We start from the raw sequence: 13,995 nt of genomic DNA, 5'->3' as shown, positions 1-13,995 counted from the left end.
CAAAAAAAGGAAGAAAATATAGTTGCACCAGTAAATGGAAAGATTGTACCTTTGGAAGAAGTTCCGGATCCAGTATTTAGCGAAAAAATGATGGGTGAAGGGATTGCCATTATTCCGGAAGATGGAAAGATCTATTCGCCTGTAGACGGAAAGGTAATTCAAGTTGCTGAAACGAAGCATGCGATCGGACTAGTTACAGAAGGTGGCGTAGAAATTCTAATCCATATTGGACTGGAGACAGTTGGACTTAAAGGTAAAGGATTTATAGCAAAGATAAATGTTGATGATGAAGTAAAAGCTGGTCAGCTTTTGATGGAAGCAGATTTGGAATACATTGGTGAACATGCATCAAATACAATTACGCCAATTGTCATTACCAATAGTGCAGAAGGAAAGAAAAATTATCACTTTACATCTGAAAAGACAGCTAAAGCAGGAGAAACGGTTATTATAACAGCTGAAGACAAATAGCATTAGCAGAAATTTGGGGAGAGGGCGCGAACAATGGAAACCAATAAGTCCATTCTTATAAAAAATGCTAAAATCTATCTGGAAGATAAAGTTATCCCAAATGGTGGGATTTACATTGAAAATGAACAGATTCAAAGCCTTTTGGAGGGAGAGTCCTTCACACAGACTCTTCCTGAGGACGCTCACATTATTGATGCGACCGGGTTAAACGCCATCCCTGGATTTATCGATGGTCACATCCACGGTGCAAATGGGGCAGATACGATGGATGCAACGGAAGAAGCGCTAGACAAAATTGCATCGATTTTACCAATGGAAGGCACGACAAGCTTTCTCGCAACAACGATTACGCAGTCACCCGATAACATTTCGAAAGCCTTAGAAAATGCTGCGCGTTATCTAAATAAACCGGGTCAGGCGGAAATGGTTGGTGTCCATTTAGAAGGTCCCTTTGTAGAAAAGTCAAGAGCAGGGGCACAGCCAAAGGAGTATATTGTTAAACCGGATTTAGAACAATTTAAGAAATGGCAGGCACAATCAGGCAGCAATATAAAAACAATTACGATGGCTCCAGAGCATGATGAAGAAGGTCTTTTTATAAAACATCTCGCACAGTCTGGTGTAAATGTATCAGCAGGACATACAGATGTTGGGTTTGCTGGAATAAAAACGGCAGTATCACAAGGAGTTAGCCAACTTACCCACCTTTGCAATGCAATGAACGGAATCCATCACCGTGATATTGGTGCAGTTGGCGCTGCATTTCAATTGGAAGACTTACGAGCAGAGCTGATTACGGATGGAATTCATGTTATCCCAGAAATGCTGCAATTAATTTATAATAACATGGGCAGTGAGCGGATTATTTTAATTACGGATGCGATGCGGGCTAAAGGGCTGCCAGATGGAGACTATGAGCTTGGTGGTCAGCCAGTTAAAGTAAAAAATGATAGAGCTGTTTTAGAAGATGGAACATTAGCGGGCAGTATTTTGAAAATGCATGAAGGCGCAAAACAAATGCTTAAGCTAGAAGGTGTTACGCTACGTAATATTGTTGAGATGGCTTCTGTTAATCCGGCGAAACAAATTGGTATTTACGATCAAAAAGGTAGTATTACACTAGGGAAGGACGCCGACATCCTATTGGTCGATGATGATCTAAACATTAAATATACGATATGCCGCGGCGCATTAGCATACCAACATCAGGATTAAAAAATAACGACATGGGAAATTAAACGTGGGTAAAATAAAGCACGTAGTTAATTTGACATGTACCAGCCCGGGGGAGGAAATTGTATAGTGAACGTTATCAAAGTAAAAGACTATGATGAGATGAGCGAAAAAGCAACCGAATTTATGGTTGATCGTATCAATTCGTTGGAAAACCCGGTTCTTGGTTTAGCAACTGGTTCCACACCAGAAGGGCTCTATCAACGAATTATTGAAAAGCACCAGCAAGACGAGGTATCGTTTAAAAATGTAACTACTTTCAATTTGGATGAATATGTCGGATTAGAACAAAATGATTCAAATAGCTATTATAATTTTATGAATGAAAAACTATTTAGCCATGTAGATATTGCCGCAGACCGTGTTCACATCCCAAACGGGGTTGCTGCAGATTTGGAAAAGGAATGCATGGAACATGAACGTGCAATTGAACAGGCAGGCGGAATTGATGTTCAAGTACTAGGGATTGGCGGAAATGGACATATTGGTTTCAATGAACCGGGAACGTCTTTCGATAGTAAGACTCATATTGTTGATTTAGATGAGTCCACCATTCAAGCAAATGCACGATTCTTCCATTCCATTGAGGAAGTGCCAACACAAGCAATTTCGATGGGCATTGAGACAATCATGAACAGTAAAGAAATTCTTTTACTCGTTTCCGGGGAAGCCAAAGCAGATGCAACAGCAAAATTGCTACATGGCGATATATCAGAGGACTTCCCAGCATCAATTTTGAAAAAGCATGAAAATGTTACTGTTATTGTTGATCAAGCCGCGCTTGAGTGGTGTAGAGGGTAAATAATTATTTTGACAAGCGTCCGAAGTCTGGGCGCTTTTATTATTTGCTAGCTCCCACACTCTCTTGATTGCGATCTTTGGGGTACTTAGAAAGGTTGCTGCTCGATTTGTCCGCTGCACGTAATTTATCATAGTAGTTTTTTTGCCTTGACTCTTCCCATAATCTTAGTATCTTTTGTAATACTAAAGAAATTATAAAAAGATATACAAATCATGGTATATTAATAATATAGAGAATTCAAAATTAGAGGAGATGGAGAGATGAACACAGTCTTTATCGCAGGACATTCGAGACTACCATCAGGGATGGCAGCAAAAAATATCTATGAAACACTGACCATTACTGCGGAAATCGATAAGAAGTATGGGGTAATCGTGACGGCAAGTTGTACACTCGCAACAGAGCATGGTAGAGATTTTGTTCAATATTTACTAAAGGGGCATAGTTTGCAAGATGGAATTGATAAGCCTGTGCAAGCAATTAAAGAGCATTATTTAGGAAAAGCAGGTAATGCGCTTGCTTCAGCAATGAAGGATTTATATAAACAGTACGAGAATGTGGTAAAAACACCTAAATAACAGAATGAAAAATGGTGAGTCCTCTCTGGCATGCCAGAGGACTCACCATAATTATTTACTAAATCCCAATCGAAACAAATTGCTGTTCAAGGAATTCATCCATCCCGTGATGTCCGCCTTCTTTACCGTTTCCAGATTGTTTGATACCACCGAAAGGAGCTTCTGGACTGGCAGGAAAGACATCATTGACACCGACAATACCGTAGTCCAACTTTTCCGTAACTCGGATTGCCCGACTCGTATTCTCTGTGAAGATAAAAGAGGCTAATCCATAGTCTGTATCATTTGCCTTATTAATTACGTCGCTTTCATCGTTAAATGTTTGAATCGGAATGATCGGTCCAAAGGTTTCTTCATTCATAATAACCATATCGTTTGTCACTTCAGACAGAATCGTAGGCTGATAGAAATGCCCTTTTAAAGTACCATCCCATGAAGCGCCTCCATTCAGAACTTTTGCTCCTTTATTTACAGCATCTTCCAAATGGTAATGGACTTTATCTAAAGCTTTCTTATTGATTAAAGGTCCAATCTCCGTACCTTTCTCTAAGCCTGAACCAATCTTTAATTGTGCTACTTTTGCTGTTAATTTTGCAGTAAATTGTTCGGCAATGGATTCGTGGACATATAGACGGTTCGTACAGATACACGTCTGACCGTTATTTCTGAATTTACTTCCTAGCACGAGTGTTGCTGCTTTCTCAAGATCAGCATCCTCAAAAACAATACTTGGTGCATGGCCACCAAGTTCAAGTGACAGCTTTTTCACATGGTTGGCACTTTCTTGCATTAAATATTTTCCAACTGCGGTTGATCCGGTAAATGTAATATGGCGTACTTCTTTACTTTCAAGCAGAGCCTCGCCAATTGCTTTGGAATCACCAGTAATTAAGTTGACAACTCCATTAGGCATACCAGCTTCCTCAAAAACTTTCATAATCTCGATAGCAGAAAGCGGTGTTTCTGGTGCTGGTTTCAAGACGACGGTACATCCTGCTGCTAAAGCAGGAGCAATTTTTCGAGTGATCATAGATTATAGACTGTTTCTGTTTTTCCGTCAACATCTCTCCAGGAACCATTAATGAATAAGCTTTTTGTCATCGTCTCAATCTGCATTTAAACACCCTCCTTCACTAATAATTAGAGACCAGGAACGGTTGATGATTCTTCCCAAGCTGGCAGCATTCGATTAAGCGTTTTATCCTGACGGTAGCCAAGAACATATTCTGCTTGCATGATCGTATGAATTTCCCTCGTCCCTTCATAAATAACAGGGGCTTTTGAGTTACGTAAATATCTTTCTACCGGGTATTCATCAGAGTAGCCGTATGCCCCGTGGATTTGGACGGCGTCATCCGCAGCCCGGTTGGCAAAATCACAAGCCTGCCATTTGGCAAGGGATGTTTCTCTCGTGTTCCGTTTGCCTTGATTTTTTAACGCCCCCGCACGATAAACGAGCAGTCTGCTCATTTGAAAACCAGCTTCCATTTTGGCAATCATCTGTTGTACAAGTTGATGCTTCCCAATTTCTTTCCCGAAAGTTTCCCGTTCCTGACAGTATTTCACACTAGCCTCGAGACAAGCCATAATTTGCCCAACGGCACCGGCTGCAACGGTAAAGCGTCCATTGTCAAGGGCTGACATGGCAATCTTAAAGCCTTCTCCTTCTTCACCAAGCAGGTTTTCTTTCGGTACCTTCACGTTATCGAAAAAGATTTCCCCAGTATTCCCAGAACGGATACCATGTTTCCCTTTAATTGCTTTAGAGGAAAAACCATCCCACTCCCGCTCCACGATAAAAGCGGAAATTCCTTTATGTTTTTCTGACCTATCACCAGTATAGGCAAACACTAAAAAGTTGTCTGCGAGATCACAAAGGGAAATCCATGTCTTTTGACCGTTTAAAATATAATGGTCTCCATCTTTAACAGCGCTCGTTTCTAAAGCTGCAACATCCGATCCGGCAGCTGGTTCCGTAAGACCGAATGCGCCGATTTTTTCCCCCTTTGCTTGTGGAACGAGATATTTCTGCTTTTGTTCTTCTGTCCCCCATTGCAGCAACGTCATGCTATTTAATCCGGTATGGACGGAAACGGCAGTACGGAATGCCGTATCGCCGCGTTCAAGCTCTTCACAGACAATCGCAAGGGAATTGTAATCCATGCCGCTACCGCCATATTCCTCTGGGATACATACCCCCATGAGACCGAGTTCGGAAATTTTGTCAATTATACGTGGATCAAATTGTCCTGTGCGGTCCCAATCGGCAATATACGGCATGATTTCTTTATCGGTAAAATCTCTAACTGTTTTACGTAGCATATTTTGTTCTTCCGTGAATTCAAAGTTCATCTGATCATCTCCCAAATTTAGTTTTTTGTTTTTTGATTCATGAATTCCTCATTATGCTCCCCAACGTTAGGCGGGTGGTGACGGTATGTTACGGGAGTTCTCGATAATTTGAGTGGACTGCCAATCATTTTAATATGTCCGGCAGTCGGATGTTCGGTACTGATAAACATTTCTCGAGCAAGGAGCTGCGGGTCTTTCGTTACCTCTTCTAAATTTTGTATCGGTCCGCATGGAATATTATTTTCATTACAACGCTTTTGCCAATAGTTGGTGGGTTTCGTTGCAAATACTTCTTCTAACAATGGAACTAATTGTTCTCGGTGCTGTACGCGATCTGGGTTCGTTAAAAATCTAACATCTGTACTTAATTCTGGTTTTCCGAGAACGGTACATAATGCTTTATATTGGTTATCATTGCCAACCGCAATAACAATTTCTCCATCTAATGTTTTAAATGTTTGGTAAGGCACGATATTGGCATGATGATTACCGAGTGCTTCAGGGATTTTCCCTGACATTAAATAATTACTGCCAATATTAACGAGTGAACTGACAGCACTGTCATATAGTGAAATATCAAGTTTCTGTCCTTTGCCAGAGAAGTTTCTTTCAAGCAGTGCAGCCTGGATACCGATACAGGCATATAGCCCGGTTAAAACATCTGTAATAGCGACACCAAGTTTTTGCGGTCCGGAATTTTTATCTCCTGTGATACTCATGAAGCCACTCATTGCTTGCACGATAAAATCATAGCCGGGCATCGCTTTATTTGGACCTGTTTCGCCAAAACCAGTGATGGAGCAGAAGACAATTCCAGGATTGATGTCCGCAACCTCCTCAAACCCAAGCCCGAGTCTTTCCATTGTGCCAGTTTTGAAGTTGTTGATAATGACATCACTTTCTTTTACTAATTTCTTAATGACGGTAATTCCTTCTTCCGTCTTTAAATCGACCGTAATACTTTTTTTGTTGCGGTTCGCACTCAGGTAATAAGCACTCACACCTTTTTGAAAGGGGGGACCCCATTTTCGGGTATCGTCACTCCCGCCAGGTGCTTCGACTTTAATCACTTCTGCACCGAGGTCACCTAGAATCATCGTGCAATAAGGACCGGCGAGTACCCGGGACAGGTCAAGAATTTTAAAATTAGAAAGAGCTGAAGCCATAAATGAACCTCCTTTCATATGTATTAAAAAAAGCCAGCTCAAACGATATACAGTATCCTGTAAATCAATTTGAACTGGCTTTTGACTGTTGGAACAATCCTGGTAGGGACTGTAAACAGATTAGGCAGTTTACTATTTAAATTGCTACATTGATCATGTGACATGGGCGTGGATGCGCCTTAACACGATTCATTAGTTTTATTATAGTATATTCTAAAATTTTTGTAAACAATATTAAGCGATGCGGTCAATTTCTTTTTTCATATGTTCTTCTACGTTTTCTTTTCCATATTTACGCATAGAATAATTATAAAAAGCTGCTCCAATTAAGAACCAGAATCCGATAATGATCCATTCTGGAATACCTAAAGCGGATGGCATGCCTGGTAAATATAAAGTGGCGATTCCAAATGCGAGGATGGTTGCAATCCAGCCAAGTACCGATCCGCCGCGAAGTTTGAATGGCCGCTCCATTTCCGGTGCTTTTTTTCTGAGGATGACAAAGGAAAGTGCGACCATGGACCAACCAATCACAAGCCCGATTCCACCAGCATCGACAAACCAGACAAGAGCAGGGCGGCCGAGCAGTGGTGCCATCGTGGACATAACTGCGATAAGAATGATTGCCTTATGTGGAGTCCGGTATTTAGGGTGTAACTCGCCTAGGAATTTTGGTAACATGCCAGCTTTTGCGAGGGCATAAATTGCTCTACTACCACCAACGTAAAAACCTAACCAGCTTGTCAAAATCCCGCCGATTCCGCCAAGGACAAGAATATTAGCCATTAATTGACTTCCGCCATAAGCGTTACTCATCGCATCCGCAGTTGCTAAGTTTGTTGCTGCAAGTTCTGAAGGTGTCATGACCCGTGAAACACCAAAAATAATAGAAACATACCAGATAACCGCCAAAATAACAGAAAAAATAAGTAGTTGACCAATTCGTTTTTTCGGTAGATTTATTTCTTCTGCAGCTTGAGGGATCACATCAAAGCCAACAAACATGAATGGAGTCATGACGATAACGGTCAGTAATCCGGAAAATCCTTTTTGAAAGAATGGTTCCATTGTTGCAGTTGTGCCGGAAACACTACTGCCTGTAATAAGTAAAATACCTGCGATAATTATTAATAATGTCAGTACGATATTGATGAAAGAAGTTAGTTTGATACCGCGATAGTTCACCCATGCAATAAGAATCGAGCCAACCATTCCAGTACCTGCCCAAGTAAGCGTTACATCCCAGCCTTGGATTGTGTACAAATAGCCTTGGCTGAAATTGGGAATTAAATATTCGAACACTGTCGGTAAGGCAACCGCTTCAAAAGCGACAACAGATACATAACCGAAGATGATGGCCCATGTTGTGATAAAGGACAGTACCCTGCCCATCGCTTTATACGTATAGACAAATTCTCCACCAACGAGCGGCATCGCAGCAGCGAGCTCCGCGTAAGTAAGACCTACGAAGACTACCATAATCCCGCCAATAACAAAAGCTAAAATAGCCCCTAAAGATCCCGCTTCATTAATCCAAATACCTGTCGTGACAACCCAGCCCCAGCCAATCATAGCGCCAAAGGCAAGTGCTAGTACGTCCTTATTTCCTAACAGTTTTAGAAGTTTTTGGTCTGAATCCATGTAAGCCCTCCTTACTGGAATGTAGTATGAGGTGGGATTCGTTTTAGGAAGGAATCCCACCTGTGCATTTATTCTATATAGTTCTTAATCCCAGTATGATACAGAACGTTTTTGGAGCATTTCTCTGAATTGTTCTGTTGATTTATATAGTACCTCGCCAGTTGCAAAATCAATTAGCACTCCGTATTGACGAATTAAATCTAATTCGTCAATCTCACCCTTTTTATATAATTCATGAACCACATTTACATCTTCTAGTAACCAATCTTTTCGGTTTCTTCGGATATATTCTCTTTCCTTAGCTGTTTCATTATCTAACACTTCATATAAATCTAATTCAGAATCAATCTCTTTAATGATAACGCCGTAATCTTTTTTTGCTCGTTCGATTGATACGTATCCATCAATAACATCTTCTAAAACTGCTTCTGAAAGTCGATTCAAAGGATCGCCAAGTCCTCCGCCACCTGCTGAAGGTCTAGAAAAGCTATCACCTTCTTCTACCTTTATATTAGAAAAGAAAGCACCGAGAAATTGTTCTTTATCTGTTCCAGGGTTCAACCAATTTCCATGTGGATTAGAAGGGAGGCCACCATAAATACCCCATGTTACAGAACGAGAGCGGTCACAACAAACGGACATAACCGTATCGGTAATATTAGTTAATGTACCACCTTTTTCTACACCACACCCACCTCTGAATTCACCAGGTCCACCCGAATCTATAATAATTTGATGGTAGGAAGTAACGACTGGCGTTAAGCGTTCTTGACCTTCACATGGCTGCACACTCAATCCGGCTCCAAATACAGGTGACATTGCATTTGCACCATCTCTGTCGCTTCTACCACCATGACCACCAGCCATCCAGTCGTACCACATGAAGAAGTTATCGTAGCGATCACGTTGATCCCATCCACCGATTAATAGATACTCAAGGTTAAAAGAACAGGCAAGTGCTCGTTCGGGTATCACATAAGACCATAACTCAAAGCATGCGTTCATAATTTTTTCATAGGGTCCTGAACAGAAACCGGTAACAGCAACTGGCCAAGGTGCATTAACAACAGAATTCTCGGGAAGATTGGCATGTACAACACGATAAAATCCTGAGTTTAAAGGAATATCGGGAAAAAACGTTTTCGTTCCTGCGTACAAGCCTGATAGGGAAGCCCCAAAAGATGAGTTCAGAAAACAGCTGATAGAAGCATGGGTTCCATCCAAGTCATAGAAAATCTCGTCATCATTGATTGTCATTTTTACTTTAATAGGAATTAATCCATCACCGAGTTCTGGATCCATGTCTATATAGTCAACAGTTTCCCAAGTTCCGTTTGGAAGCTCCTTGATGTTTGCTCTAGTCAGTCGCTCGACATAGTCCTGTACTTCATCAAAAGCTGTTAATACCGTATCGACACCATATTTAGCAACCAATCGAAGGAGCTCTTTTTCTCCGACTTTGGTCGCTTCGGCTTGCGAACGTAAATCACCAAGTCTTTCTTCTGGAACCCTCATATTAGAAATGAGTAAGTTCGCAACATCTTCCAAATACTTACCCTCATTCCATACGCGAACTGGCGGTATCCGGACTCCTTCACCGTAATGATCTCTTGAACTTACATCAAATGATCCTGGAACCGATCCACCCATATCTGCCCAGTGTCCATTTGATTGCATAAAAGCAATTAGTTTACCTTTATGAAAAACAGGACGAATGACTCGTACATCATTAAAATGTGTACCTCCGCGGTAGGGATCGTTTACTAAGAAAACGTCCCCCGGGTGAATGTCATTCCCAAAATCTTCAATAACTGCTTTGGCAGTTAAGTGAAGAGTGCCAACGTGGACTGCAATATCCTGGGTTCCTTGCATGACTGTATTTCCTTCAGCATCACATAATGATGAACTGAAGTCACGATTATAAATAACAAAGGAATAGCAGGTACGAAGAATTTGTTCGGACATTTGGTCTACCAAATTAACAAAACCATTTTTCAAAACTTCAAAGGTAACAGGATCTAATTTTGTCTTAAATATATTCTCCATTTATTCCACCACACCTTTTAATGAAATAATTATGTTTTTATAGTTATCCACTTCAGCAACAAAATCTGGAGGTATAACGACGGTAGAATCCAATTGCTCGACTACTGCTGGTCCACTTATAATAGAGCCCACTGGTACAGATAGACGATGATAGATTGGAGTATTTATGAAGCCGCCAGCTTCTTCAAAATATACATTTCGGTATTCTCTTAAGGCTTCAATCAATGTTCCTACAGATTCTTCTTTCGGTAGTTCGGGTTTTGGTACAATGCCGACAGCTTCTATACGGAAACCGTAGACTTCTACACTTTGGTCAGGATTGGAAAACGCATAGGCTCGCTCATGTTCCTTGTGAAAGTTTTCCAGTGCAGCATCCAGAGATGTTAAATTCCTACCTACAGTGACTTCTAAAGAGCGCCACTGGCCGACATACCGCATTTCCAGATGTCGGATTAAATTCATAGATTCCTTGTCTATACCTTCATTTTTCAATAGTTTTATAGCTTCTTGTTCCATTTTTATAAATTCCTGTTCAATGGTGTCTGTCTCTATATCTTCTGTATTCGCTACATATGTTTTGGTTATGTCGTGGCGAAAATCAACAAGCAAACAACCTAAAGCAGCAGCAACACCAGGATGTGCTGGAACGATGACTTTTGGAATACTTAACTCTTTTGCAAGATAGGCACTGTGCAGAGCACCTGCGCCTCCAAAAGCAACTAATGCAAAGTCACGTGGGTCGTATCCCTTACGAACAGAAATGAGCCGAAGAGCATCAGACATATTCGCATTCGCAACTTTTAATATTGCATCAGCTGCTTCAAATTCGTTATAGCCATACATTTCGCAAATTGGTTCCAGTGCTTTTTGTGAAGCATCTTTATTTAGAGTCATCTCTCCGCCTAATAAAGATTCATTGAGTCGTCCTAATATTAAATTGGCATCTGTATTTGTCGGTTCTGTCCCGCCAAGATCATAACAGGCAGGACCAGGTTCGGAACCCGCACTTTCAGGTCCGTTCCGTAATGATCCACCTTTATCTATCCTGGCAATACTTCCTCCGCCTGCTCCTATAGTCATAATTTCGATACTCGGAAAACCAATTGGATAACCATATTCGATATACCATTCTTTTGTTGTTTTTAATTCGCCATCATACACTAAAGAAATGTCTGTACTCGTACCACCCATATCCAGTCCAATTGCATTTTTAAATCCACATAGTTCCGCGATATATTTACTGGCGATTGCTCCTGCTGCTATCCCTGAGCTGGCGAGGCGCCCTGCATACTTCTGGACGTTTTCAGAAGTCATAACTCCACCGCCGGAATGAAGAACCAAAATTTCTCCATCATAGCCTTTTGCTTTAATCTGATTTTGGAGCACGTCAATATATTTAGTTACTTTTGGCCCTAAGACTGAATTAATAATAGTAGTACTTGTCCGTTCATGCTCAAAAATCTCGGGTAAAACTTCACTGGATGTCGAAATATACACGCCAGGTAGTTCTCTCTGTAAAATTTCTTTTACGCTCCGTTCATTATCACCATTAACATAGGCATTCATAAAGCTGATCGCGATGGACTCCACTTTTCTCCTTTTTAGGATTCTTGCAAGTTCGATTACTTCTTGTTCATCAACTGAAACAAGGATATTCCCCGAATAGTCCACACGTTCATTTATTTCAAAACGGTCTCGTCTTCTTATATAAGGAGGTGCGACGTCTTTATAAGCGTCCCATAAGTCTAATTTCGTTCCTCTTCGGATTTCTGTTACATCCCGAAATCCTTTTGTAGTCACTAGAGCCGTCTTTGGGAGTTTTCTTTCGATTAAAGCATTTGTTCCAGCCGTTGTACCGTGAGAAAAGACTGATATGTCGTCACCAGAAATATTAGCGGCTTCAATTCCATTTATGACTCCAATTTCTGGATTTGTAGGGATTGATGTGGTCTTTGCAATAAAGATATCTTTGGACTTCTCATCAAAAACAAATACATCTGTAAATGTGCCCCCAACATCTACTGCTACTCGATATTTACCCATGATATTCCTCCCGTTTTTAATTCAAATTTCGGCGTGTCTATTATTTCAAAACAGTAGTAAGCCCTTTTCTCACTTCTTTAATCGCATCATGAAGTCTCTCTATCATTGTTTCAATTTGTTGTTCATTAATAATAAGCGGTGGGCAGAAGCAGATAATGTCTGTTCCTTCGTAGGTAACAGCACGACAAATTACACCACGCTGATGCAGCGCTTCGATTACTTTTGGAGCTACTTGTAAGTCACTTGCAAATCGCTTATTTGTGGCAGGATCTTCCACAAGCTCTACGGCACCAAGTAAGCCAACAGCACGAACATCCCCAACAATATCGAGTTCTTCTTTAAGCTTTTTAAAGCTTTTGAGCATGACCTCTCCCATTTTCTGTGCATTCTCTAGCAGTCCTTCATTTTCCATGATTTCAATATTTTTGAGTCCAACAGCAGTTGCGGTAGGGTGGCCACTATACGTGTAACCATGGAAAAGGGTACCGGCAGACTTTTCTTTTAAAACGTCATGGATCTGATCAGAGACAATAACTCCACCAAGCTGGATATACCCGCTTGTAACGCCTTTCGCAAAAGAAATAATGTCTGGAATAACACCGTAATTTTCAACACCAAACCATTTTCCAGTGCGCCCAAAGCCAGTAATCACTTCATCCGCAATATACAAAATTCCGTACTCGTCGCAAAGATTTCGTACCTCTTGCAAGTAATTTTCTGGTGGAACGAGTACACCGCCAGCTCCCTGAATCGGTTCTGCAATAAAGGCGGCAACTGTTTCTGGACCTTCTGTTTCAATAACGGACCGGAGTGAGGAAAGAGCTTTATCCTTGCCGATGCCATATGGATTATCAGCGTGATAAATATCTGTCATCATTTTACCTGCCATATTCCAAAATTCAGGAATGCCTGTAGCGCTTGTTGAGGCAGCAGCAACACCATGATAAGCTCGGTTGATTCCAATAATTTTCCGTTTCTCCGGTTTATCCTGAACCCTCCAATAGTGTCTTGCGAGTTTGATTGCTGTATCATTTGATTCGGAGCCACCGGATGTAAAGAAGACTGCGTTTAATCCCTCGGGAGCAAGAGAGCTTATTTTTTCAGCAAGTAATATCGCTGGCTCATGGCTGAAAGTAGAAAAAGTCGAACTAAAAGCTAACTTTTTCATTTGTTCGGCGGCCGCTTCAGCGAGTTCCTCTCTTCCGTGACCAACATTCACATTCCATAGAGATGACATCGCATCAATGTAAACGTTATCATTTCTATCCGTTAAATAAATTCCATCGCCTTTCTCAACAATCATTTTCGCTCCGTCTTTTTGCTGTTGCTGAATCGATGAAGTAGGATGAATGAAATGCTTCTTGTCCAATTCAATTAATTTTTCTTGTTCCATATTTACGCCTCCTTAAAATGATGGAAAATATAAAAAACCAGCAATACTGGCAGAGGCATAGGGAAGAATATTTCCATACATCTGCACAATATAACTGGTTTTATCTAATGGATTGCTCTATTTCTGCAATAGAGTCAATTAGACTAAGCAGCTTATAATATTCTATTATTTTCAATTTAACGAATATTGAATTGCTTGTCAAGAAAAAGTTATTTTAATATAAGTGCTTCATTTTTGGATGATAATCTAAAAAAACATTGCTTTCTAATA

The 13,995-nt window shown here is 40.8% G+C and carries 11 protein-coding genes; 4 read left to right on the top strand and 7 right to left on the bottom strand.

Translation table 11 applies throughout. The features are described from left to right. From SPD53_RS13015 to SPD53_RS13000, 4 genes are all read left to right on the top strand, one after another. Positions 1-471, top strand: a 471-nt coding sequence (locus tag SPD53_RS13015; RefSeq protein WP_336252817.1) for a PTS sugar transporter subunit IIA, incomplete at its 5' end; no start/stop codon positions are given. 33 nt (positions 472-504) lie between these two features. Further along, a complete protein-coding gene (gene nagA / locus SPD53_RS13010; protein ID WP_336252816.1) occupies positions 505-1,686 on the top strand; it encodes an N-acetylglucosamine-6-phosphate deacetylase in 1,182 nt (393 codons plus the stop codon). Between the two features lie 87 nt (positions 1,687-1,773). Beyond that, positions 1,774-2,505: a glucosamine-6-phosphate deaminase gene (gene nagB, locus SPD53_RS13005; protein WP_336252815.1), complete on the top strand. Its 732-nt coding sequence runs from the start codon at positions 1,774-1,776 to the stop codon at positions 2,503-2,505. Between the two features lie 261 nt (positions 2,506-2,766). Then, on the top strand, positions 2,767-3,084 hold the full coding sequence (locus SPD53_RS13000) for a DUF3870 domain-containing protein (protein WP_156856405.1): 318 nt from the start codon (positions 2,767-2,769) through the stop codon (positions 3,082-3,084). A 58-nt stretch (positions 3,085-3,142) separates the two neighbouring features. Here the strand turns inward: SPD53_RS13000 and SPD53_RS12995 are convergent, their stop codons facing one another. The 7 genes from SPD53_RS12995 to SPD53_RS12965 all read right to left on the bottom strand — a co-directional run bounded on the left by SPD53_RS12995 (position 3,143) and on the right by SPD53_RS12965 (position 13,725). Continuing rightward, complete coding sequence (locus SPD53_RS12995) at positions 3,143-4,114, bottom strand: NAD-dependent succinate-semialdehyde dehydrogenase (protein WP_336252814.1); 972 nt, start codon at positions 4,112-4,114, stop codon at positions 3,143-3,145. 110 nt (positions 4,115-4,224) lie between these two features. Beyond that, entirely contained in the window at positions 4,225-5,436 is a 1,212-nt protein-coding gene (locus tag SPD53_RS12990; protein ID WP_156856407.1) for an acyl-CoA dehydrogenase family protein, read from the bottom strand. Between the two features lie 17 nt (positions 5,437-5,453). Next, positions 5,454-6,602, bottom strand: a complete 1,149-nt coding sequence (locus SPD53_RS12985; protein ID WP_336252813.1) for a CaiB/BaiF CoA transferase family protein — start codon at positions 6,600-6,602, stop codon at positions 5,454-5,456. A gap of 234 nt (positions 6,603-6,836) precedes the next feature. Continuing rightward, positions 6,837-8,243, bottom strand: a complete 1,407-nt coding sequence (locus SPD53_RS12980) for an APC family permease (protein ID WP_336252812.1) — start codon at positions 8,241-8,243, stop codon at positions 6,837-6,839. Positions 8,244-8,327: 84 nt separating this feature from the next. Beyond that, positions 8,328-10,289 (bottom strand): hydantoinase B/oxoprolinase family protein, encoded by a 1,962-nt coding sequence (locus SPD53_RS12975; RefSeq protein ID WP_336252811.1) that lies wholly within the window; start codon positions 10,287-10,289, stop codon positions 8,328-8,330. Then, positions 10,290-12,332 carry a hydantoinase/oxoprolinase family protein gene (locus tag SPD53_RS12970; protein ID WP_336252810.1) on the bottom strand — a complete coding sequence of 681 codons (2,043 nt, stop codon included), beginning with the start codon at positions 12,330-12,332 and terminating at the stop codon, positions 10,290-10,292. A gap of 40 nt (positions 12,333-12,372) precedes the next feature. Beyond that, positions 12,373-13,725, bottom strand: coding sequence for an aminotransferase family protein (locus SPD53_RS12965; protein WP_336252809.1), 1,353 nt, complete (start codon positions 13,723-13,725; stop codon positions 12,373-12,375). Positions 13,726-13,995 lie beyond the last annotated feature (270 nt).

This window comes from Oceanobacillus sp. MO10714A (genome assembly GCF_037072045.1).
GTDB lineage: Bacteria > Bacillota > Bacilli > Bacillales > Amphibacillaceae > Oceanobacillus > Oceanobacillus indicireducens.
The sequence above is the reverse complement of the archived record's forward strand: the minus strand, read 5'-3'. Positions and strand labels throughout refer to the sequence as shown.

Coding starts and splice junctions, on each gene's coding strand:
- SPD53_RS12965 (WP_336252809.1), bottom strand. CDS start 13,725: ATGGAACAAGAAAAATTAATTGAATTGGACAAGAAGCATTTCATTCAT.
- SPD53_RS13000 (WP_156856405.1), top strand. CDS start 2,767: ATGAACACAGTCTTTATCGCAGGACATTCGAGACTACCATCAGGGATG.
- SPD53_RS12985 (WP_336252813.1), bottom strand. CDS start 6,602: ATGGCTTCAGCTCTTTCTAATTTTAAAATTCTTGACCTGTCCCGGGTA.
- SPD53_RS12995 (WP_336252814.1), bottom strand. CDS start 4,114: ATGATCACTCGAAAAATTGCTCCTGCTTTAGCAGCAGGATGTACCGTC.
- nagA (WP_336252816.1), top strand. CDS start 505: ATGGAAACCAATAAGTCCATTCTTATAAAAAATGCTAAAATCTATCTG.
- SPD53_RS12970 (WP_336252810.1), bottom strand. CDS start 12,332: ATGGGTAAATATCGAGTAGCAGTAGATGTTGGGGGCACATTTACAGAT.
- SPD53_RS12975 (WP_336252811.1), bottom strand. CDS start 10,289: ATGGAGAATATATTTAAGACAAAATTAGATCCTGTTACCTTTGAAGTT.
- SPD53_RS12990 (WP_156856407.1), bottom strand. CDS start 5,436: ATGAACTTTGAATTCACGGAAGAACAAAATATGCTACGTAAAACAGTT.
- SPD53_RS12980 (WP_336252812.1), bottom strand. CDS start 8,243: ATGGATTCAGACCAAAAACTTCTAAAACTGTTAGGAAATAAGGACGTA.